Annotated in this window: 17 protein-coding genes; 11 read left to right on the forward strand and 6 right to left on the reverse strand. The window is 43.2% G+C overall.

Annotation, left to right across the window (positions count from 1 at the left end; translation table 11 throughout):
* Positions 1 to 310 precede the first annotated feature (310 nt).
* Both pflB and pflA read left to right on the forward strand, forming a co-directional pair.
* A complete protein-coding gene (gene pflB, locus CXF82_RS14870; RefSeq protein ID WP_101092130.1) occupies positions 311 to 2,593 on the forward strand; it encodes a formate C-acetyltransferase in 2,283 nt (760 codons plus the stop codon).
* 63 nt (positions 2,594 to 2,656) lie between these two features.
* Positions 2,657 to 3,397 (forward strand): pyruvate formate lyase 1-activating protein, encoded by a 741-nt coding sequence (gene pflA / locus CXF82_RS14875; RefSeq protein ID WP_101092129.1) that lies wholly within the window; start codon positions 2,657 to 2,659, stop codon positions 3,395 to 3,397.
* Positions 3,398 to 3,432: 35 nt separating this feature from the next.
* On the opposite strand, the gene yfbV is transcribed toward pflA, so the two are convergent.
* Positions 3,433 to 3,876, reverse strand: coding sequence for a terminus macrodomain insulation protein YfbV (gene yfbV, locus CXF82_RS14880; protein ID WP_101092128.1), 444 nt, complete (start codon positions 3,874 to 3,876; stop codon positions 3,433 to 3,435).
* 200 nt (positions 3,877 to 4,076) lie between these two features.
* On the opposite strand from yfbV, the gene ackA reads away from it, so the two are divergent.
* The 4 genes from ackA to CXF82_RS14900 all read left to right on the forward strand — a co-directional run bounded on the left by ackA (position 4,077) and on the right by CXF82_RS14900 (position 9,568).
* Positions 4,077 to 5,273 (forward strand): acetate kinase, encoded by a 1,197-nt coding sequence (ackA, locus tag CXF82_RS14885; RefSeq protein WP_101092127.1) that lies wholly within the window; start codon positions 4,077 to 4,079, stop codon positions 5,271 to 5,273.
* Positions 5,274 to 5,383: 110 nt separating this feature from the next.
* Positions 5,384 to 7,528: a phosphate acetyltransferase gene (gene pta, locus CXF82_RS14890; RefSeq protein ID WP_101092126.1), complete on the forward strand. Its 2,145-nt coding sequence runs from the start codon at positions 5,384 to 5,386 to the stop codon at positions 7,526 to 7,528.
* An 804-nt stretch (positions 7,529 to 8,332) separates the two neighbouring features.
* On the forward strand, positions 8,333 to 8,794 hold the full coding sequence (locus CXF82_RS14895) for a hypothetical protein (RefSeq protein ID WP_180961070.1): 462 nt from the start codon (positions 8,333 to 8,335) through the stop codon (positions 8,792 to 8,794).
* Between the two features lie 549 nt (positions 8,795 to 9,343).
* The gene (locus CXF82_RS14900) at positions 9,344 to 9,568 is read left to right on the forward strand and encodes a hypothetical protein (protein ID WP_101092125.1); all 225 of its coding nucleotides are present in this window, start codon (positions 9,344 to 9,346) and stop codon (positions 9,566 to 9,568) included.
* A gap of 80 nt (positions 9,569 to 9,648) precedes the next feature.
* Here CXF82_RS14900 and CXF82_RS14905 read toward each other — a convergent pair whose 3' ends face one another.
* Entirely contained in the window at positions 9,649 to 10,560 is a 912-nt protein-coding gene (locus CXF82_RS14905) for a class I SAM-dependent methyltransferase (RefSeq protein ID WP_101092124.1), read from the reverse strand.
* Between the two features lie 5 nt (positions 10,561 to 10,565).
* Positions 10,566 to 11,648, reverse strand: a complete 1,083-nt coding sequence (locus CXF82_RS14910) for an AI-2E family transporter (RefSeq protein WP_102044462.1) — start codon at positions 11,646 to 11,648, stop codon at positions 10,566 to 10,568.
* Positions 11,649 to 12,014: 366 nt separating this feature from the next.
* Here CXF82_RS14910 and CXF82_RS14915 point away from each other — a divergent pair, with 366 nt between their 5' ends.
* Entirely contained in the window at positions 12,015 to 12,917 is a 903-nt protein-coding gene (locus tag CXF82_RS14915) for a TIGR01777 family oxidoreductase (protein ID WP_101092122.1), read from the forward strand.
* A gap of 79 nt (positions 12,918 to 12,996) precedes the next feature.
* Here the strand turns inward: CXF82_RS14915 and CXF82_RS14920 are convergent, their stop codons facing one another.
* On the reverse strand, positions 12,997 to 15,450 hold the full coding sequence (locus CXF82_RS14920) for an ABC transporter permease (RefSeq protein ID WP_101092121.1): 2,454 nt from the start codon (positions 15,448 to 15,450) through the stop codon (positions 12,997 to 12,999).
* The gene (locus tag CXF82_RS14925; protein ID WP_101092120.1) at positions 15,441 to 16,208 is read right to left on the reverse strand and encodes an ABC transporter ATP-binding protein; all 768 of its coding nucleotides are present in this window, start codon (positions 16,206 to 16,208) and stop codon (positions 15,441 to 15,443) included. Before CXF82_RS14925 ends, CXF82_RS14920 begins: the two co-directional genes overlap by 10 nt.
* Between CXF82_RS14925 and CXF82_RS14930 the strand changes: the two genes are divergently transcribed.
* The 4 genes from CXF82_RS14930 (at position 16,189) to CXF82_RS14945 (ending at position 22,521) form a co-directional block, all read left to right on the forward strand.
* Positions 16,189 to 16,818, forward strand: coding sequence for an arylesterase (locus CXF82_RS14930; RefSeq protein ID WP_101092119.1), 630 nt, complete (start codon positions 16,189 to 16,191; stop codon positions 16,816 to 16,818). The genes CXF82_RS14925 and CXF82_RS14930 overlap by 20 nt on opposite strands.
* Positions 16,819 to 16,942: 124 nt before the next feature.
* Positions 16,943 to 18,055 carry a DUF481 domain-containing protein gene (locus tag CXF82_RS14935; protein ID WP_101092118.1) on the forward strand — a complete coding sequence of 371 codons (1,113 nt, stop codon included), beginning with the start codon at positions 16,943 to 16,945 and terminating at the stop codon, positions 18,053 to 18,055.
* A gap of 532 nt (positions 18,056 to 18,587) precedes the next feature.
* Positions 18,588 to 21,239 (forward strand): parallel beta-helix domain-containing protein, encoded by a 2,652-nt coding sequence (locus CXF82_RS14940; protein ID WP_102044463.1) that lies wholly within the window; start codon positions 18,588 to 18,590, stop codon positions 21,237 to 21,239.
* Between the two features lie 103 nt (positions 21,240 to 21,342).
* Positions 21,343 to 22,521 (forward strand): SO2930 family diheme c-type cytochrome, encoded by a 1,179-nt coding sequence (locus CXF82_RS14945; protein WP_102044464.1) that lies wholly within the window; start codon positions 21,343 to 21,345, stop codon positions 22,519 to 22,521.
* Between the two features lie 48 nt (positions 22,522 to 22,569).
* Here CXF82_RS14945 and CXF82_RS14950 read toward each other — a convergent pair.
* Positions 22,570 to 23,510: helix-turn-helix domain-containing protein (locus CXF82_RS14950; RefSeq protein WP_102044465.1), on the reverse strand; the 941-nt coding region annotated here is incomplete at its 5' end.

Raw genomic sequence — 23,510 nt, forward strand, 5'->3', positions numbered from 1 at the left:
ATTGTTCAGAAAATGCTGCCTTGTTAACACTTTTAGTATTTATGAACGATTTCCACTTTGATAAAGGTGCAGCATACTGACTGCCATGCTAATATACGAATGGTTAATTGGTCTTACCAATTTATAAAGTTAACATCCAAAGCATTACGATGTTACTGATGAAGACAACCAAACAGATTTCAGAGGAGTGTGCTCACTTCCGCGCGCTTCTTAGCGATAGAGTTAAAGAGGCGTTTTAAAATAGCTATTGGTGTATTAAGGCAAAGCCGATACCCAATACCCTTTATCCCAAACAAAAGGTAACAGTACGATGACCGAAAAAACTGAACAGTTTGCAAACGCGTGGGAAGGTTTCACGTCAGGCGATTGGAAAACTGAAGTCAATGTGCGTGATTTTATTCAAGCTAACTACACTCCTTACGAGGGCGATGAGTCTTTCTTAGCAGAAGCGACTGCAGCCACGACCGAACTTTGGGATAAAGTGATGGTTGGTGTTAAGCAAGAAAACAGCACTCACGCTCCTGTTGATTTTGATACAGATAAAGTATCAACAATTACCTCTCACGAAGCGGGCTACATCACTAAAGATTTAGAAACCATTGTTGGTTTACAAACAGAAGCACCGCTTAAGCGTGCAATGTTGCCTAACGGTGGTATCCGCATGGTAGAAAGCTCTTGTGCTGCTTATGGCCGTGAGCTGGACTCAAACATCAAGTATGTTTACTCAGAGTTACGTAAAACACACAACCAAGGTGTTTTCGACATTTATACCCCTGAAATCATGGGCTGTCGTAAGTCTGGGATTTTAACTGGTTTACCTGATGCTTACGGTCGTGGCCGTATCATTGGTGACTACCGTCGTATCGCGCTATATGGTATCGACTATTTAATGCAAGATAAGTTTGCTCAATTCGGTTCGCTTCAAGCTGACTTCGAAACTGGCGAGAACTTGTCTTACACTATGCAACTTCGTGAAGAGATTGCAGAGCAGCATAAAGCGCTTGGCCAGATGAAGAAGATGGCTGCAAGCTATGGCTTCGATATCTCTTTGCCAGCCACTAATGCTAAAGAAGCTATTCAGTGGACTTACTTTGGTTACCTTGCAGCTGTTAAGAGCCAAAATGGCGCGGCAATGTCACTTGGTCGTACTTCAAGCTTCCTCGATATCTTTATCGAACGTGATATCGAAGCGGGTGTACTAACAGAGCAAGCAGCACAGGAAATGGTTGACCATTTCGTGATGAAGCTACGTATGGTACGTTTCTTACGTACGCCAGAATACGACGAGCTATTCTCTGGTGACCCAATCTGGGCTACAGAGTCAATCGCGGGTATGGGTCTTGACGGCCGTACACTAGTGACTCGCTCTAGCTTCCGTTTCTTACACACATTGTACAACATGGGCCCTAGCCCAGAGCCAAACATTACGGTTCTATGGTCAGAGGCGTTACCGCTTAACTTCAAGAAGTACTCGGCTAAAGTATCGATTGATACTAGCGCTATCCAATATGAAAACGATGACCTAATGCGTCCAGATTTTGCATCTGACGATTATGCTATCGCATGTTGTGTAAGCCCTATGGTTGTTGGTAAGCACATGCAGTTCTTCGGTGCTCGTGCCAACCTTGCTAAGACAATGCTTTATGCAATCAACGGTGGTGTTGATGAAAAACTTAAGACTCAAATCGGTCCTAAGTACGCGCCTATCACTGATGAAGTTTTAGACTTTGATGATGTTATGGGTCGTTTAGACACCATGATGGACTGGCTTGCAACGCAATATGTATCTGCATTGAACGCTATTCACTTCATGCACGACAAGTACTCTTATGAAGCTGCACTTATGGCCCTTCATGACAGAGATGTTCGTCGTACTATGGCATGTGGTATTGCGGGTCTATCAATTGCTGCTGATTCACTTTCAGCCATTAAATTCGGTACTGTTAAACCAATTCGTGACGAAAACGGCATTGCTGTCGATTTTGACATCAGTGGTGACTATCCTAAATTTGGTAACAACGATGCACGCGTTGATGATTTAGCAACCGACCTTGTTGAACGCTTTATGGCTAAGATCCGTAGCATGAAGATGTACCGCAATGCGATCCCGACTCAGTCTATCTTAACCATTACCTCTAACGTGGTTTACGGTAAGAAGACAGGTAACACACCTGATGGACGTCCAGCAGGCGCACCTTTTGCTCCAGGCGCAAACCCAATGCACGGTCGTGATGAAAAAGGCGCTATCGCTTCTTTAACATCAGTTGCTAAACTACCATTTGCTCATGCACAAGACGGGATCTCTTACACTTTCTCTATCGTACCTAATGCGTTAGGTAAAGATGAAGATGGTCGTAAAGCCAACCTTGCTGCACTAATGGATGGTTACTTTGCCCATAACGATAGCCGTGAAGGTGGTCAACACCTCAACGTTAACGTGATGAACCGTGAAATGCTTGAAGATGCCGTGGTTAATCCAGATAAGTATCCTCAACTAACCATCCGTGTTTCTGGTTACGCAGTGCGCTTTAACTCGCTAACCCCTGAGCAACAGCAAGACGTTATCACACGTACCTTTACTAAAGGTCTGTAAGCAGATTTAGTGTCGATTAGGCTGGCGTAGCACAATGTTGCACCAGCCTTACAAGGAGCAGAAATGGCAGTAATAGGTCGAATTCATTCCCTAGAGTCCTTTGGTACTGTTGACGGACCCGGCATAAGATTTATCACCTTTATGCAAGGTTGTTTAATGCGTTGCCAATACTGTCATAACCGCGATACTTGGGATCTACACGGCGGTAATGAAATTAAAGTCGATGAGCTAATGAGCCAAATCATTAGCTATCGACCTTTTCTTGAAGCCAGTGGTGGTGGAGTCACGGCGAGTGGCGGTGAAGCTGTATTACAAGCTGAGTTCGTTGCTGAGCTTTTTCAAGCCTGTAAAAAAGAAGGTATTCATACCTGCTTAGACACCAATGGATTCGTGCGTAAATATACGCCAGTCATTGATGAGTTACTCGATAATACCGATCTGGTGTTACTTGATATAAAACAGATGAACGACAAAAAGCACATCGACCTCACAAAAGTGAGTAATCAACGTACGTTGCAGTTTGCCGAGTATTTGCACAAACGTGGTAAAAAAACCTGGATTCGATATGTAGTTGTCGGTGGATTTACAGACGACATTCCATCTGCACAAGCGCTGGCTGAGTTTATTAAGCCAATGAGCAATGTTGAGAAAGTAGAATTACTGCCCTACCACGAGTTAGGTAAACATAAATGGGAAGCGATGGGTGAAGAGTATGAACTCAGCCAGATCTCGCCTCCAAGTTCTGAAACAATGGAACAGATAAAGCAAGTCTTCATCGATATGGGTATTAATGCCATTTACTAAATGTTCTTACGTTCAGCAATAAAAGCAAACAAAAGCTAAAGCTCTTCCCAATAACTTGCATCCAAACACTCGAATGCCGCTTTTAGAATAAGCGCCATATCGAAGTAGCAAGCTTTAGCTCCTAAGGGTCGACAATTAACCCCCATTTGCAGCAGTTTTGTTGATAACTGATTACCCCAGTCAAATAAAGATAACGGCAAGGGATGGCGAGAGCGCCAACCTAACCAAAGCAGACCTTGAATAGGTAAGCTAATAAAGAACAAAGCAATGGTGATTGCCTGAGGTAGGTAATCCCAACCGTGCAGGTATAACTGACTTGCACCCGCCAATATGGCCAAAAACGGCATTAATGGCAAAGCAATTTGAGTGGCGCGCATAACGCGATACTCAGGAAAGTAAAAACTCAGTTGTCTAACCATAGGCCAAGTCTTCATATAACGACGGCCTTCACCTAGGGTTTTGAGAACATAAATGCTCAAAAATGGCTCCTATAAGAATCAATAACAAGCCTAACTCTAGCACAAACACTCAGCTTGCCCCAAGGCTCTATGCCGGGTAAGCAACAGATTTTAGCTCTTTTTACAGGGCACATTTTACGACTTCGGCCTATAGTTGCCATAGAAGTTATTATTAAACAGTGAATCAAACGATTTCATTACTTATTGCGAAAGGTTTAAACATGTCAAATAAACTGGTATTAGTGCTTAACTGTGGTAGTTCATCTCTTAAGTTTGCGGTTATTGATGCGCTAACTGGTGATGACCAAATTTCTGGTCTGGCCGAGTGTTTTGGGCTAGAAGATTCTCGAATCAAATGGAAAGTAAGCGGTGAGAAACACGAAGCTAACCTAGGTGCATTTACCGCACACAGAGAAGCTGTCGAGTATATTGTCAAAAACATTTTGGGTGAATATCCACAAATTGCCGAAAAAATCCAAGTGATTGGTCACCGTATCGTTCACGGGGGTGAAAAATACACTCAATCGGTGATCATTGACGAAACCGTAATAAAAGGTATCGAAGAAAGTGCTGTATTCGCACCTCTTCATAACCCTGCTCACTTAATTGGTATTCGTGCCTCTCTGGCTTCTTTTCCTGAGCTTCCACAGGTTGCAGTATTTGATACGGCTTTTCATCAAACGATGCCAGAACATGCTTACATTTATGCTCTGCCATACAAACTGTATCGTGAACACGGTATACGCCGCTACGGCGCTCATGGCACAAGTCATTTATTCATCAGCCGTGAAGCGGCTAAAGCACTCGGCAAAGAGATCTCTGATACTAATATTATCTGTGCCCACCTCGGTAATGGTGCATCTGTTACTGCGATTAAAGGTGGTAAGAGTGTAGATACTTCTATGGGCCTAACACCTCTAGAAGGTCTGGTCATGGGCACCCGTTGTGGTGATATTGATCCTTCTATCGTATATCATCTGATCAATAAATTGGGTTATACGCCTGACGAAGTGAACAACTTGATGAACAAGCAAAGTGGCCTTTTGGGTATATCTGAGCTGACTAACGATTGCCGCGGCATTGAAGAAGGATATGAGTCAGGCCATAAAGGCGCCACACTTGCGCTTGAGATTTTCTGCTATCGCTTAGCTAAGTATATCGCTTCTTACACCGTGCCTTTAGGGCGTCTTGACGCACTGGTATTTACTGGCGGCATTGGTGAAAACTCTGATCTCATTCGTGAGAAAGTGCTTAGCTTATTGGCTATTTTCAATTTTAAAGTCGACAACGAGCGTAACACCGCTGCCCGTTTTGGTAAGCAAGGTAAAATAACCACAGATGAAGGTCCTGTCGCGATGGTGATCCCAACAAATGAAGAGTGGGTTATCGCACAAGATTCTGTTGCGCTAATTAAATAGTACCGACCTATCTATTTTCATCTTGAGCTGCAAGCTAGATAGCTTCGCAGCTCAAAACAACATTTCTAATGCCATACTTTTGTGGCGTTCTCGAGTTTCAAGAGGTATTTATGTCTCGCAACATTATGCTCATCCCTATAGGGACTGGTGTAGGGTTAACATCTATTAGTTTAGGTATGGTTCGTGCGCTTGAGCGTCACGGTGTTAAGGTTCGCTTTTTTAAGCCGATAGCCCAACAACGTCCAATGGATCGTGGGCCCGAACGTTCAACCACCATCTTAAGCAAGTCACCCACGGTTAATCCACTCGAACCATTCGATATGGCTCATGCTGAAAACCTCATTCGTGCTGATAAAATAGACGTATTAATGGAGCAGATTATCGCTCGTGCAACTGAATGCACAGACGATACTGAGACCATTATTGTCGAAGGCTTAGTGCAAACTCGTAACCACCCTTTCTCAAGTGACGTGAACCATGCGATTGCTAAAGCATTAGATGCTGATGTGATTTTTGTCGCCACTCCTGGTAATGAAAGTGCGACTGCGCTGATGAACCGCCTAGAGATCTCACATAATTCATGGGGTGGGAATAAAAATAAACGTCTCATTGGTGCCATTATCAACAAAATTGGCGCCCCCGTTGATGACGAAGGTCGTGCTCGCCCAGACTTATCTGAAGTCTTTACCAACGATGATATTCAGCGCGCTGATGCAGCAAGCATGTTTCAACTTCCAGGTAAGAGCAAAATTCGAATTTTAGGCAGTGTGCCTTACAACCTTGATCTCGTCGCACCTCGCGCATCAGATCTTGCAAAGCACTTAAGCGCCAAAATCATCAATGCGGGTGAAATGCACACCCGCCGTATGCGTAAAGTGACCTTTTGTGCCCGCAGTATTCCAAATATGGTTACCCATATTAAAACCGATTCGTTGCTCGTCACTTCAGGCGATCGTAGTGATGTTATCGTTTCAGCATGTCTTGCTTCAATGAACGGTGTCAAAGTTGGCGCACTCTTGCTAACGGGCGGATATGAGCCAGAACCGCAAATTATGGAGCTTTGTGAGCAAGCGTTCGAAACAGGCTTACCTGTATTCCTGATTGACACCAATACTTGGCAAACATCGCTTAACATACAGCGTTTCGATCACGAAGTGCCCGTTGATGATGCCGTCCGTATTGAACAGGTTCAAGAGTTTGTTGCCGGGCATATAGACCAAAGCTGGGTAGAAAGCGTAACGAAGAACTCACCACGTGAGCACCGTTTATCGCCACCTGCGTTCCGTTACAAGTTAACAGAGCTTGCTCGTGCTGCAGGTAAAACCGTTGTTTTACCTGAAGGTGATGAACCTAGAACAATTGAAGCTGCCAGCATTTGTGCTGAACGTGGTATTGCACGTTGTGTCCTACTGGGTAATCGCGAAGAGATTGAGCGTATTGCCACTCAGCAAGGCGTAACCTTAGGTGAAGGTGTCGAGATCATTGAACCTGAGTCAGCACGTAGCCGCTATGTCGAGCCTATGGTTGAACTTCGACGTAATAAAGGTTTGACTGAGGTCGTTGCTAAAGAGCAATTAGAAGACAACATGGTGCTCGGTACTATGATGTTGGCGCAAGGCGAAGTTGATGGCATTGTATCTGGTGCCGTGAACACTACCGCTAATACCATACGTCCGCCGCTACAGTTAATCAAAACAGCACCGGGTTCAAACTTAGTCTCTTCTATCTTCTTTATGTTGATGCCAGATCAAGTCTTCGTTTATGGTGACTGCGCGATCAATCCTGATCCTAGTGCCGAGCAATTGGCTGATATTGCAATTCAGTCTGCTGAATCAGCAATTGCATTCGGTATTGAGCCTCGCGTTGCGATGATCAGCTACTCAACGGGAAGTTCAGGAACCGGTTCAGATGTTGATAAGGTACGTGAAGCAACACGTATTGCCAAAGAAAAACGTCCAGACTTAGTGATTGATGGACCTTTACAGTATGACGCTGCAGTGATGCCGAATGTTGCTCGTTCTAAAGCACCAAACAGCCCTGTAGCAGGTCAAGCAACCGTATTTGTATTCCCAGACCTCAACACAGGTAATACGACGTATAAAGCGGTTCAACGAAGTGCAGACCTGATATCAATTGGTCCTATGCTGCAAGGTATGCGAAAGCCAGTAAACGATCTATCACGCGGCGCACTCGTCGATGATATTGTTTACACTATTGCTTTAACCGCAATTCAAGCTGCGCAAAACGAAAGCTAATACTACAATACTAAAAAAGCCTGCTGATGCAGGCTTTTTTTTGGTTTGAAATCAACCGAATTAGGATCGATGCGATCGTATTAGCTGTTGTCTGGCAGTGCAAAGCGAGAATTTGGAGACTGAATTGTGAACACAGCAGAAATGCGTCAAAAAATGACCAGTCTGTTTTTGATAGATATATTAAAGACTTAAGCAAACAAAAAATAGTCTTCAACACACTTGTCCACAGATTCTGTGGATAACCTTTATAAGTTATCTATACAGATATGCCTGAGATCTTTATCTAGGTCAAGCTTTGACTGCGATCTAATACCAATTACATGGAAATGTGGTCTATTTAGAAATACTCAAGCTTTCAATGCAAAAGCAGAAGTGAGATCTCGAACGCTGTCCCTAAATTGAAGTTCAAACCATTACTTGCCACACAGAGAATGTTTGATATCGCATTGAACAGTCTATTTTGTTCATTTATAGCCAACGACTGGGGTCTAAATAAACATATCCAATATCTATTGAGGTCTGATAAAGGATGTCGCATGTACAGGGAAGAATGACTGAATATTTTTCAAACCGGAGGTGCCATAGATAAGCGAAGCTAGAATAACAATACCGCGAGTAACATATGAAGCTATTACCTGAATGCCAGAGCCGAGGATAACGATTAGCGTTGAGTTCCCAGCGGGTCTCCAGAGCTTTGAATAGCCACTGAATGAACACATCCTTAATGCAAGGAGTATCGCACTAAAATCTTGCGTTAAGGCTGGAGAATCGTGATACTGCTAGAAATACTAATAATAGCTATCTATGTTGAAATACTTTCTTGTTATCATTGCGCTGTTCGCTGTTTCTGCTTGTGACTATACGGATAGCGATTCTATCCTAGCCGATGCATCCGTCCCCTCTATGCGCACACCTGAGCTGTCTTCTCTTGGATTCTTAAATGCTATCTACGTCGAACGTGACGTCGAAAAAGCAAAACTGTTTGTTGATGATCCAATGAAAGAGATCCTTACCCACTATTATATTGCCGCCTCAGTGCAACGGCATGTACTCAATCTATCATTGACTGACGTCAGAATGGAAGTCGATGAAGTCGATATCGATTTCTTTCGTAAAACCACTGAAGATGTCACTGTCATCGTCAAGATCACAGGGCTGCGTGGCGGGGAATTTTGGGTTGATGACAGAACCTTACGTTTGAATAAGCGCAAAGGAAAATGGATTATTACCGAAGTGGTGCCAGAAAAGAGAAACGTTAATGGTTAGGTGTTAGTTCTACAAACAAAAATAGCAACCCACTGGTTGCTATTTCATCTTGATAAAACCTATAACGGATAGGCTTATTCAGTGATTTGTCCTAATCCAAAAATGCTTCTTCGTCCATTTTAACAGGTAAAGACTCTAACATCTCGTCTTGTAGTTGATAATATGCGCCTTCATATTCTTGAACTTCCATAACAACTCCGGATCTTTGATTTAGGTGTAGGGTACAAAAGCATGTCATCAATAGTGTGACATTTTGCCTTTCTTAAAACATGCCAACTATGCCGTGTTTCTGATGCTGATTGTAACAGCATTCAACCATCACTTACAGAAAACTTTCAGTTTGAGCGGTAAGATCTACTTAATTAGCCCTAAAGTCGCCATAAATACGCCAATTCCCGTTACTAAAGGTGAAAGTCTTTCACTTTTTTATTCCTTACAGCACTAAAAACCATTTTTAACGTGAATAAAAAATATACTTAAAGTTCACAACTACTGCTATCAATTAGTACATGGCATCGCAGATGCTATCCAGTCAAGAGGTTGATTATAATGAATGCATTAATTGACTATGAAGCAGGAAAGCTAGTCGAGTTATTTGATCAAGATGATGATTTGTCGATATATATGTTTATGGAAAAAATGAGCATCCCTTTAGATGTACAAGGTACGCTTATCAATGAGATCTCGGTACTCAAGCATAGAGGACGACATAATATCGCCAAGATCATTGAGTCTCATGGGCAATCAGCACTGAGTGATCGACTCAATTATTAGGCTCAGCCATAAAAAAGGCCAAACACATGTTTGGCCTGTTTACTTTATTTTCTTCTATCCTGACAACTAGAAATAAATGGTTATTCTTGTTGTCTATACCGCAATACTTTTAGTGCTTTATCAGGATTAATATCTTCAAAGACAGCAGGGTTAGCCATCTGTTCACAAAACTGCAGACTCGGGCTGTAGCTAGCGACTTGTTCTTTCAAAAAATCAATACTCAGCTCAGGCGCATTTAAACATAATAGAATGTCGCCATCAGGTGCCAACAGATCAGGCAAACGTTTTAACAGGCGTGCATAATCTTTTGTCGCGACAAAACTGCCCTTTTGATTACTGGGTGGATCCGCAATAATAATATCGTAAGGTCCAAGCTTGGTTAACTTTCCCCAGGACTTAAAAATATCATGTCCAAGAAAGCGCGCCCCAGCACCAAAATTATTTAGCATGTGATTTTGCTTACCTATCGATAGTGAGCCTTTGCTCATATCAATGTTAACCACCTCCGTTGCTTTGCCTTGCAGCGCCGCAATAGAAAAACCACAGGTATAAGCAAACAAATTCAGAACTTTTTTGCCTGCGCTATGTTCACGAACCCATTGGCGGCCATTGCACATATCCAAAAATAAACCATGATTTTGGCCACGTAGCAGATGGACTTGAAACTGAGCGCCATTTTCAACAACAATGTGCTTTTCAGGCACCTCACCTTTAAGGATATCGGTGTGCGTTTCACCGCCACTACGGTACTGAAAAACCAGATTTATTGGTTCAACACTTTTTAGCTCACACCAACGTTGCTCAATAGCCTCTGTGAGGACTGAGAGTTCATCCTCATTGAGTGGCTTAAAACTGGTCAGCAGTACCACTGGCGCATACCAATCTAAGCAAAGGTGTTCAGCTCCTTGATAACGCCCACCACGGCCATGAAATAACCGGCTCACATCATTACCAAAGGTAACGTCTTTTATTGCTTCAATAAATAACTGCATCTAACTCACTTCTTACTAGTTTCAATCTTTAAATCGGTTTCGGGATCATCGTTATTTTCAGCAATATCATCACCGATTAATACTGCTAACCAACGTCCGCCTTGACTAGACTCTAAGGCAATTTTTACAATCATGGTCAGCGGGACGGATAACAACATGCCGGCAGAGCCTAACAACCAGCCCCAAAATATTAATGATAAAAAAACGACCAAAGTCGACAGGCCAAGACCGCGTCCCATGTATCGGGGTTCAACTAAGTTGCCCATAACCGCGTTAGTCCCTAAATACAGCAAAGCAACGGCGCCTGCAGCACCTGGGCCGATTTGTATAAAGGCTAGCAATACGGAAGGAATGGCGGCAATAATAGAACCAATATTTGGAATATAGTTGAACAGAAAAGCAATCACGCCCCACAACAATGCGTAATCGACACCAATGATGTATAAGCCCACGCCAACAATGAGTCCAGTTGCTAAACTCACCAAGGTTTTAATCACCATGTATTGATTGACTGAATTCAAAAAACGATCAACTTGCTGTAAACGCATATCGGGATCATCAAGTGCAAAATGCATCTTTTTTGAAAACCCATTAGATTCAAACAACATAAACACAACGGTTAAGATGATTAAGAACAGATTAGCCATGACGCTGCCAACACCAGTCAGCATATTGGTGGTCATTGACAATGCTACACCAGGATCAAAGTAAGCCAGTATTTGTTCTTTAGAGATCTGAATATTGAGCGTGGCCAATTTTTCGACAATCCAAGAAAATTGCTCAATTAACTGATCACGATAAAAAGGTAATTGTGTGGAAAACTCATTGATAGAGGTCCCGACTATAGACGCCAACCACAAACCCATCAGGACAATAAATGCCATTAGCATTAATACCGCGACCCCTCTTGGGACACGATGACGGGTAAGCCAACTAATCATCGGGTTACAGATCACGGCAATAAATACCGATAATACAAACGGAACAACAATCGGACTTGCCGTCTTGATCCCCGCGAGGATCACCACAATAAATGCAGAGATGGCAAACCCTTTAAATGCAACGCCTTGATTCTCAAATCGGGTCATTAAAAAATCCTTGTTGATTAATAATATCGCGGCTTTTGTATTTCAAATGTAAAAAACCATAACGCGACTAAACAGTAACTATAAAAATGTGCCAAGTATCACCAACAACTCAACGCTTTTAGGCGAGTTAATAATACGAGCAACAGTATCAAGATAAATTATTTTCTGAATTATCGCATGCTTTTATAAAAATCACCGCTTTAGTTTAAGGCGCTGGAGTTTAAGAGGTTATGGTTATTCATTACCTGAACAAACGGCATTAATACGCAGCAATAGAACTATTTTTGGCTAAGAAGACAAAACGATAGATCCTATTTGCCTTAACTAACGTAAACTCTATTAAGAGCCCTTAAAAAACAAAAGCCTATGAATATATTGATTACTGGTGCCAGTGGATTTGTTGGTACTCAGCTTGTAAAACGGTTAAGTCATCATCAACTGACGTTGCTGACAAGGCACCCCGAGCATGCCGCTAAGCGTCTAGGGACGCATCATCACTACCTTAGTTCTCTAGATGGATTAGCGAACCTAGACAGTTTTGATGCGCTGATTAATCTCGCAGGCGAACCCATCGCGGGAAAAAGGTGGTCTGACACGCAAAAAAAATCAATATGCCATAGCCGATGGTCAATAACAGCCAAGCTGGCCCAATTGATCCTCGCAAGTAATAACCCACCAAGCACATTCGTTACCGCTTCAGCCGTTGGATACTATGGTAGTCAGGGCTCACGACATATTGATGAAACACTGCAACTGAGCTCAGAAAGTCGTGCAGAGTTTACTCATAAAGTGTGTCACAAGTGGGAACAAGAAGCGCAAAATGCGGCAACTGAAGCCACTCGAGTTTGCATTGTTCGCATTGGCTTAGTACTTGGTTCCCAAGGTGGCGCGTTAGCAAAAATGTTACCTGCTTTTAAACTTGGTCTAGGCGGGCCTATCGCCAATGGCAAACAGGGGATGAGTTGGATACATCAAGATGACTTAATTAGCTTAATTGAATTCTTACTTAACAACCCACAAACCAGTGGGGTATTCAATGGTTGCGCCCCCATGCCTGTCAGTAACAAAGATTTCACCAAGGCATTAGGCGCCGCATTAAACCGCCCTGCCTGTATTCCAGTGCCAGCATTTGGACTGAAACTGGCGCTAGGTGAAATGTCGACCTTGTTAATCGAAGGACAATATGTGGTGCCTAAACGGGCGTTAGCTGCGGGCTTTGAATTTAAATACCCTACAATTGATAGTGCATTAAACGCACTGTTTAAATAACTTTTAGTTTGCTTTGGCTTAATTCAACAGAAAAAGCGGGAAGATAATCAACAATCTCCCCGCCATTAATCACTGAGCTTTAATGCCCTTTAAGCAGTTCACTGCATGATTTGTTTAACAGCTGTCGACAGCTCCAAAGCCCGAGTAAAGCAACCACCAAACCACCACACAATGGCGCTATCCCCCACCAAGGCCAATGCATATAAACATTGAGTTCAAACACCTGAGTTTTCAATAAGTACAAGGTAAACTCAGCAACGATAACCGCTAACACTCCCGCAATCGTCCCTAGTAGCGCAAATTCAAGTCCTGTGGCAGCTCTAAGTAACCAACCAGATGCTCCAAATGTCCTTAGTACCGCCAGTTCACGTTGTCGGGTTGCCATTCCCGCTTCAGTCTGGGCTATCATCACCAGTGCGCTTGCAAGTAACACCAATACCAGCACTAAGGTCAGTGATAAAGAAACTTGATCGATGATTTCGCGTAACTGCTTCACCATTGCGCCAACATCGATAATCGACACTGTTGGAAACTGCTTTATCAAAGATAAAATAACGCCACGTTGTGACTCTTCTAAGTGAAAGCTCGACATGGAGGTATAGGCAAACGGCGCCAATGCTTCTTTTGTGAAGATCATAAAGAAGTTTGGCTGCAATGTTTCCCAATGCACAGCTCGAATACTTGCCACTTTCACCGTCAAAGATTGGTTATCAATGGTGTAAGTTAAACTATCACCTAAGGCTAATTCCAAACGTTCAGCAACACCGGATTCAACAGAGACATCAAAAATATCCTGATTAAAGCGACCAGAAAGAATTTCATTATTGTCTGGCATGCTGTCCCGAAAGGTGAGATTCAACTCTCGCGAGATCCCAACCCTTCCCTCACCACCCGCTTCCTTCTGCTCAGAAGAGATCAGTAGCTCATCATTAATCGCGGTTAAGCGTCCTCTGATCACCGGGTAAATAACCGGCGGGACTTTTACATGTGGTTTTAAGAAATCTGCAATAGTGGCTGTTTCTTCTGGCGCTATATTGACCAAAAAGTAATTGGGCGCATTTTCGGGTAACTGTTTTTGCCACTCGTTTAGTAGATCTTGTCTCAATGCAAAAATGGTTAACAATAAAACTAATGCGCTACTGAACCCCACTAGTTGCACTGCATTTTGCCGTGCACGCCTGCGCAGCCCCGCTAATGCTAACTGCAATGGGTTAGTGGTTTTCATGCCGACACTATGACCCAAGCGGATCATAAAGAAGCCTAAAACACTCAGTAAAGTTCCTAACAATAATACTGCGGCAACTACCGTTAACGTTAATGGCAGACTCTGTGAGTACAAGTAACCGAGCAACGCCATTGCACTTAAGCTCAATAAGAGGTGCAACCACATCCCTAATTGCAAACCTTCAAGTTGGCGCTGCAGCACTCTCAATGGCGGAATAGACAATAGTCGCATTAGAGGATATGCCGAAAACATAAAGGCACTGATAAAACCGGTACCGATCCCGAGCAGTAATGGTCTGCTCATCGGCGGATTGTATGCGGCTATCTCTACTGGTAAAAATGCTGTGATCGTGCGATCAAGCCCAACGCCACCGATTAAGCCAAGAACAACACCCACAACAGTCACTAGCAGTAGATGGGTGCCAAATAAAATTCTTATTTGCTTTGCTGAAGCGCCAAATGTCTTCAACATGGCCACCACGTCATAGTGGCGCTGACAATATCGTTGCGCCGCAATACCAATGGCAGCACAAGCAAGCGCGATACCGAGTAAGCTTGCGAGTAATAAAAAGCGCTCAGCACGTTTAACGGCACTGGCAATTGGCGAGTCACCGGACTGAACATCAACCCAGCGCTGACTGGTATTGAGTAGCGGTTTAGCTTGCACCTCAAATGCTTCTAGCTTTGCAGCATCTCCTGCAAATTGGTAAAGGTATGTCACGCGACTACCCGGCTGGATAACTTGTGTTTTAGCCACATCTTCAATCCGCATCAACACCACAGGAGAGGATGCAAAAGGGTTAAATCCTGCATCGGGTAGGCGGATAATCTCATTGGATAAGTTAAAATTAGCATTACCAATTTCAATCTGTTGCGGGTACCCAAGTAAACCGCCTAATCGAGTTTCAAACCAAATATCGTCTGCGCTCGGCAGCCCTTGAGCTATCCCAGTGCTGAGCTCAATATTGCCTTTGAGTGGATAGCCTTGTTCAACGGCTCTTACCGTCACCAGTTGGAATTCATCCCCAGCATATACCATGGAGTTAAACTGCATGCTGGTAACACGAGCAAGGCCTATCTTGTCAGCGATAGCTAAAACCGCGGGATCGATCTCTTTGGGTGAGTTAATAATCCTGTCAGCAGCAATGAATTTTGAAGCTTGCCCATTAATCGCGAGCTGCAATCGTTCACTGACAGAAGCTAATCCGGTTACCGATAGCACCGCTAGGGTGATAGCAAGAATGATCAGCAACAGTTGTCCTTGAGACAATTCTCGCTTAAACAGCCTCCATGCCAGTTTTAGCTCCATGAACTTGCCTCTTCATTCACAGCATTCTTTGCCGTTTCTAGTTCAGTATCTTCTGCTCGTTTATCCGTTGGTTTTTCACTTATCTTTTCGCTTAAGTTGCCTGAATCCATAATGAACTGTCGCTGACATCGACTTGCCAAAATCATATCGTGAGTCACCAGCACGAGTGTAGTGTCACTCTCACGGTTGAGTTCAAACAACATATCAGCGATTTTATCGCTGTTGGCTGAATCCAAGTTCCCCGTTGGCTCATCTGCAAATAATACTTTTGGCTCACAGATAAATGCACGGGCGATTGCCACACGCTGCTGCTCACCGCCAGATAGCTGATTAGGGAAATGATTAAGTCTGTGGCTCAATCCAACACGTTCTAGCATCGCCTGAGACTTTTCTTTGGCATTAGCAATCCCGGCCAACTCTGCAGGTAACATGACGTTTTCCAGCGCGTTTAAGGTATCGACCAACATAAAGGATTGGAAGATAAAGCTCACTTTCTGCTTACGAAGTGCCGCTTTAGATTCTTCATTTAACGTTTCAAGCGCCACGCCATCAAGTAGAATGGATCCTTGGCTGGGAGAATCCAGCGCAGCAAGTAATCCAAGCAACGTTGACTTACCGGAACCCGACGGCCCAAGTATCGCAACACTCTCCCCCTGCTTGACATCCATATTAATGCCGTTGAGGATAGTCAACTCTCCCTCTTGAGTATTAACCGATTTAATTAGGTGGCTTACTGTTATGGCGCTATTTTCAGACATAAAACCCTTCTTTAACCTTAAAAACCGACTATGTGGTTTTGTCATATTATTTATATTCAGCAGTTTTCCACTGAGTGCTGCCCCTATATTAATCCTAGGTGACAGCCTAAGTGCAAGCTATGGTATGCCAGAAAATGAAGGATGGGTGCATCTATTACGAACAAATATGCCTCAACATACCATCATTAACGGCTCTGTAAGTGGTGAAACTTCAGCTGGCGGATTGCGTAGACTGCCCGCCCTGCTTGACTCTGCAAGCCCTGACGTTATTTTAATTGAGCTAGGTGGCAATGACGGACTGCGTGGTTTTCCTCCTAAACAATTGAAAGATAATCTTACAAAAATCATAGAACTTGCAAAGACAAAACAGATAAAAGTGCTGTTAAGCGAGATAATGGTGCCGCCTAACTACGGTCCCCGCTATGCATCACAAATTAGCAATGTCTATAAAGAACTCGCAGCAGAGCACGAAATCACCCTGATGCCATTCTTTATGGAATCCATTGTCATAGACAGTACGTTGATGCAAAGAGATGGGATCCATCCAAATGCAAAAGCACAGCCACAAATTGCTGAATTTATGCTGCCTTGGATCCAACAAGCACTTTAAAAAAGTGCTAAAAACAAACATAGTTCTTGAAGCTTGCTTGCCAACTTTGTAGATTATTAAGCTATTAGGTCAAAAATTAGTAATCGATTGAATTTCAGGACAAGTAAGCTTCAGGGAGAAGGTAATGATAACAAGATGTAGCTACTGCATATTAATTGCAGGCAGCGTTACTGTCGGCTGTTTTAGTCCCTCGATTTTAGCCGCAGAGACAGTCACTCACTTAACGCCGGCTCGAATCACACCTGAACAAATATTTCCGCCTGAAGACAGTAAATATGATTGGCTACAACTCACCTCATTGGAGTTACTCAAAGGCGAAATCGTTAACCTTTACGACGACAAACTCGAATTCGATAGTGATGAGCTCGACAGCGTATTTATCGATTGGGAAGATGTGAAAGTGCTACAAAGTCGTCATATTATGAGTATCGGCTTTACTGATCTCAGCACTAAAACGGGTCGACTACTCGTCAAAGATGGCAAGTCCTATATCAATGGTGAGGAGTTTGATAGTCACCAAATAATGACGATTATCGCGGGAGAGCAAACCGAAGCTAACTATTGGTCGAGTAAAATTACCTTAGGGGCAAACTTTCGAAAAGGTAACACTGACCAGATAGACTACAGTGCACTCGCCAAGACGAAGCGACGCACGACAGAATCACGATTCAATCTCGACTATATCGGCAACTACTCAGAAACAGATGGTGAAAACCGCATAAATAACCACCGAATTAACAGTAACTTTGACTGGTTCATCTCCAAACAATTTTATCTTAGACCGGTATTCGGTGAAATCTATATTGACCCATTTTTGAACATAGATTATCGAGTGACGCTGGGTTCTGGTCTTGGTTACAACATCATTGATAATGCGAAAACAGAGTGGAGTGTCAGTGGTGGCCCCGCTTATACCTATACTCGATTTGATACTGTCGAAATGAATAAAAATAAAGGTGATGGCAGCGCAGCATTGGTTATTGAAAGCTTATACGATACTGAAATTACAGGAGACATAGATTTTAACGCGCTATATCGCTTGCAGTACGGGAATGAAACTTCTGGTGGTTATACCCACCATGCGATTGCGACGTTAGAGATTGAGCTAACCGATATGTTTGATCTTGACCTGTCATTCGTTTGGGACAGAACCAACAACCCTCAACCCGATTCAAACGGGCTAACACCAGAACCAAATGATTATCAGTTTATTATTGGTTTTGGTATCGATATCTAATCTAAAGATATCATTATCACAGCTTAATAGGGCAGACTTATCATGTAGGGCAACAGCTTTATCCTTTTACCAGGGTAATAGTCCAGATGACGAGTGCAAATGAGTGGGTCGATTCATGGTTTAGTGAGAGCCCCTCTAAACCAAGAAATATCCAACGACATCGTTATCCACGGCAAAGGTTTAACTCAATTCCTTTTCAAAAATCAGCAACCTCACCTTTATTGCGCTGTGATCAATAATACGACCCTGTCAACATTACTGGCTAACGTATTGTTTATACGAAATTTAACAAGATATTGCACGGTAAAGTATTTCAAATAAAAATCAAACTGAATGAAAATGATACACTCGTTTGAATTCCAACCTCTTCGCTATTCTTTTCAATAACTAACAACAACCATCGTGTTTAACAGTCTGCATTAGTTTATTTGATAACAAGATGTTGCAAACTTGTTGTCCTGATTTCACATTGCTTATCTGGTACGTCAGTGCAATCTAGAGCGCGAATAATAAAAATAAATCTGGAGACGCTATGCTCAACAAGAAACCTTCTTGGCTAATGCCAACATTAATCGCTACCGCAGTTGCAATAAGCTTGGGGGCTTGTTCTTCTGACGATGACGACACTACAACAAAAATAGAGACGCCACCCGTTGTCACTCCTGAACCAGAAGGGCCTACGTTCCCTGAAGGCGCGATAATGATTGAAGACGGTGAAAACCTCACTCTGCGTATACAAGAAGCATTGATTGATGCTCAAAGTAACGATGTCATCGTCCTGCCTAAAGGCACATTTGAAATTGAATCAACGTTATTATTTGATGGTGATGTCGACGGCGATGGTAGCTATGCTAAAAATATAACCATCATGGGTTACGGTCAGGATGAAACCATTCTTGATTTCTCAAAGGCGAACTCTGGCGATGGTATATTCGTCCAGAATGCGGTCAATATTATCATTCAAGATCTGTCAGTGAATGAAGCTAAAAATAACGGTATTAAACTAAAAAATACAAACGGTATTATCTTGCGTCGCCTCGCAACGGTTTGGGAAGGCGAGCTTGATGAGGATAATGGCGCATACGGTCTCTACCCGGTGGAATGTGAAAACATTCTTATTGAAGACACCTACGTGCGCGGCAGTGCTGACGCGGGTATTTATGTCGGTCAATCGCAATACATCGTAGTTAGACGTAACATTGCAAAAGAAAACGTGGCAGGTATTGAGATAGAAAACTCAAAATATGCTGATGTTTACGACAACGAAGCCATGGGTAATACCGGTGGAATTCTCATTTTCGACCTACCGATCAACAACCATAGATACGGCTCAAGCGTCAGGGTTTTCAATAACAAAGTCTACGATAACAATACTAAAAACTTTGCGAACGCTTCAGCAAACCCTGCAGGGGTTCACATTGTGCCACCCGGCACAGGTATGATTATTCTGTCGACTGATGACGTTGAGATTTTTAACAACGAGATCACGGGTCACGACACCATGGGCGTGGCAATCACCAGTTTCTTTATTGCTGAGCCTGACATGTCAGCCTTTGTCGGTAACTATGGTCAAGCAGGACAACCTATTGAAGATGGGTGGCGCCCAACTCCGCGCAACATTTACCTGCATGACAACGTGATCACCGGTTATGGCCAAAAGCCTAACGGTTACTTAATTGATGACATAATTAAAGCGTACTTATTTACCCATGGCGCCTTCCCTGGCGTGCTCTATGACGGTTTAGGTGAAATGCTATCGAGTAACGGCACCGCCGCTTACCTAGGTTTACAAGAATTGCCGTTTGCTGCCGATGGCAGTGACAATATCTGTGCCAGCGACAACGGTGATGTTTCGTTTGGCCGCTTATATGCTAACGATAATACTGACCCAAGTATTGCGAATGTCTTATATGAAAAAACGCAAGACCAGTTATTGAACTGTGCTCAGGTAAGTTTACCCGTTCATACCGTGACCTTTGGTGATCAGATCTTCGGTTGTGGCGTTGATGATGATACCGAGGGCTGTGATGGTGGTAACCTTATTGGTGGCGGCGGTACTATTGGTGAAGGTGAAGGCGGCCTAGTTGGTAATGGAGATCTAAGCCTTTGTAAAGCCGAAGGCACTAACGCTTCTTGGGATGCATTGCTAAAAGCCAACTGCCCTAGCCTCTCTGACTACAACTTGTTTGCCGATGCAAAAAATCCGGCTAACGCACCCAATTCTGGTGGCTTACCTTATGACTTAAATACACCGTTATTTACGGATTACTCAAGTAAATATCGTTACGTATTTGTACCAGAGGGCCAAAAAGCCGATTTTTCTGCTATGGAATCAATGGACTTTCCTGTCGGAACCGTCTTAGTGAAGACATTTGCACTCCCAGCAGATACCAGTAAGCGCGGCATAACGAATGAAGATTTAGTTGAAACGCGATTATTAATCCATCGTGAAAGTGGCTGGACTGCACTACCTTATGTGTGGAACGCTGAAAAAGCAGATGCTGTACTCGCTAAAGCGGGCGCAATTCAAGCTAAAAAGGTGATCCATAATGGCGAAACGATGGACTTTGATTATGTCGTGCCGAGCATGAATCAGTGTAAACAGTGTCACCAATTTAAGCCTGACGCTGATAGCCCTGCAAAGTTTGTCCCTATCGGGCCAAAGGCACGCCAACTTAACAAAGATTATGCTTACAGTGATGGCAGTATGAATCAGCTGTTAAAGTGGCAAGCAGCAGGCATTTTACAAGGTGTTCCAGAAGTCGCCACGATAGACACTGTACCAGCCTACAATGATGGTGATGAAGCAAACGTGAGCAGCCTTAGCGATACCGCACTAATGAAAACAGCCAAAGGTTATTTGGACATCAACTGTGCTCATTGTCATCGCCCTGAAGGTAATGCATCTAATACAGGACTAAAACTCGAGTATTGGAGAGAATATGCCGAAGATGCAGGTTATTCGCATGGTACATGTAAGTCACCAGTTGCGTATGGTGGTGGCTCTCTTGGCTATGACGTTGTTCCAGGAAGCCCTGAAGAATCTATTCTACACTTCCGTATGGACACGAATAACCCTGGTGACAGAATGCCAGAGATTGGCCGCAGCCTCTCACACGCTGAAGGTGTTACATTAATCAACGAATGGATTAAGCGCCTACCGAGTGCATCTTGCTCAAAATGAGTTAAGTGAATAAAAAGGCCGGGAATATCCCGGCCTTTTTCTAACTACAACACTCCAATACCAAGACTTAACACTCAACAATCCATTACTATGTAGGTGACTTATGCATAATCTAGTTATCCTCAGTTTTATTTTACTTCTTAGCGCCTGTGGCGGTGCAAGTGACTCAACAGCACTCGCAAGTGAAGTCGCACCAATCATCCCCACAGATCCAGCCCCATCGCTGTCAGCATGTGACGCCACAACAAGTGAAGTGAATTGGGATGCTTTAATGACTGAAGATTGTCAGCAGTTATCGCAATATGGGTTATTTATAGACTCCAGTATTCCGACATTCGATCCTATAGCACCGGGGATCGCCTATCAGCTTTCTAGCCAGTTATTTTCTAACTATGCCAGTAAACACCGCTTCATTTTTGTTCCTGAAGGGGAAAAATTAGCCTATCACCCAAACGATACCTTTGAGATGCCAATAGGCACTGTTTTAGTCAAAACGTTCTCGTTACCCTTCGATACACAAGTTATCGGCGCGAGTAATGAAGTACTTATTGAAACTCGGTTACTTATTCATAGAGAAGCAGGCTGGACCACTCTGCCCTATATTTGGCAGAATAATGAGGCCAGGCTACAACAAGCAGGCATGGATATTCCTCACAGTTTAAACCATCAAGGCAGCCAAGAAGTCTTCAATTACCATGTACCCAGTCGCGCAGAATGTAAGATATGTCATCAATCTACGTTTGCCAATCACGATCAAACAGTTCGCATTCGCCCTATCGGAATTAAAGCGCATCTGCTCAATCGCAATGTTAATCATCAAGGACAACCTACCAATCAATTACTACTTTGGCAGCGCCTCAATATACTCACTGGAGTACCCGAGCTTAGTGAAATAGGTAAAACGGCTGACATCCTTGACCAAAGCGCTTCACTGACCACGAGGGCGAAAGGATATTTGGATATCAACTGTGCTCATTGTCATAATCCCGACGGCTTTGCCAGTATTTCAGGACTGCGTCTTGGTTTTTATGTCGACCATACCAGTTATCAATATGGTATCTGCAAACAACCCCCTGGCTGGGATGGCGGGGCAAAAGGATTATCTTACGACATCATTCCAAGCGATGGTGAACACTCAATCTTGGTATATCGTCAACAGCTCAATCAGCCCAAGGATAGAATGCCACCGATTGGAAGATCCATTGCCCACACTGAAGCCGTAACGGTAATTAAAGACTGGATTGATGCTATGGCACCAGAACTAGGCAGTTGCCATCAATAAGCCTGTATGAAGTAGTTGAAAGGTTTTATGAGGTTCAAAAACTCAGTTTTAACCTTTATGTAAACGTAAGAAATGACCTGGAGGATGCCCTATCCAATGCTTAAAACTCTGCCTGAAATGGCTTACATCACCAAAGCCCATTAAGTCTGAGATTGCTTCGATAGAATGCTCACTGCTTAGAATTAGATTAATCGCCATTTGGCACCTTACTTGATCAATTAGCTTTTGGTAGTGAGTACCAGCAGCCGAGAGTCGGCGCCTCAATGTACGAGTACTGATCTTTTGCGTTAACGCCATCGCCTCCATACTCGGTAATTCAGGAGCACAATCTCTTAGCAGGTCAAGAATCTCTGTAATATAAGACTGTCCGCTTTCTATAACTGGACTTAATGCTATATCTGTAAATTTAAAGGTTATCGGTAAGCTCAAATATTTATGATCTATCGACCATTCAAAAAACTCTCCATCAAATTGGATATCCGCCCCTGTTCGAGCAGCTAAGAATGGCGTTTTTCGTTTGGGTTCAGCTAAGATAATGTCTTTGACTTGAACTGTTTCACCCGTCAACTCCTCTGCAAAAGTCATCAGTGAACCAATACTGTGCAGAAACTGACAACTGTATTTATCTGTCTCTAGCTTATTAGTATTAAGCCATCTGACTTTCAAAATACCCTCTTCATTCCTAAGAAATATATCAGAAAAGCTACCAACCAATTCGGGATGGGCAATAACAAAGGCGAGGCATTCACCTAAGGTATTAAATTTAGCTAAATAACCGAGTAAAAATCCCAAATCAGCGAGTTTATAGTCACTAGCAGCCTTAACTCCAACTTCTGCATCCTTACTCACATTACGCAAGTATGTCATTGCATAATCAACTTGCCATACATAGACAAATTGACTGTGGGCTAACTCTGTTTCTCCTACGCCAATATCCTTGCACAATTGCGCTGCAGCTGAGGAGCCAAAGTGTTTTTTTAAGTAATGGA

Origin of the sequence: Shewanella sp. GutDb-MelDb (genome assembly GCF_002836075.1) — a bacterium.
Taxonomy (GTDB): domain Bacteria; phylum Pseudomonadota; class Gammaproteobacteria; order Enterobacterales; family Shewanellaceae; genus Shewanella.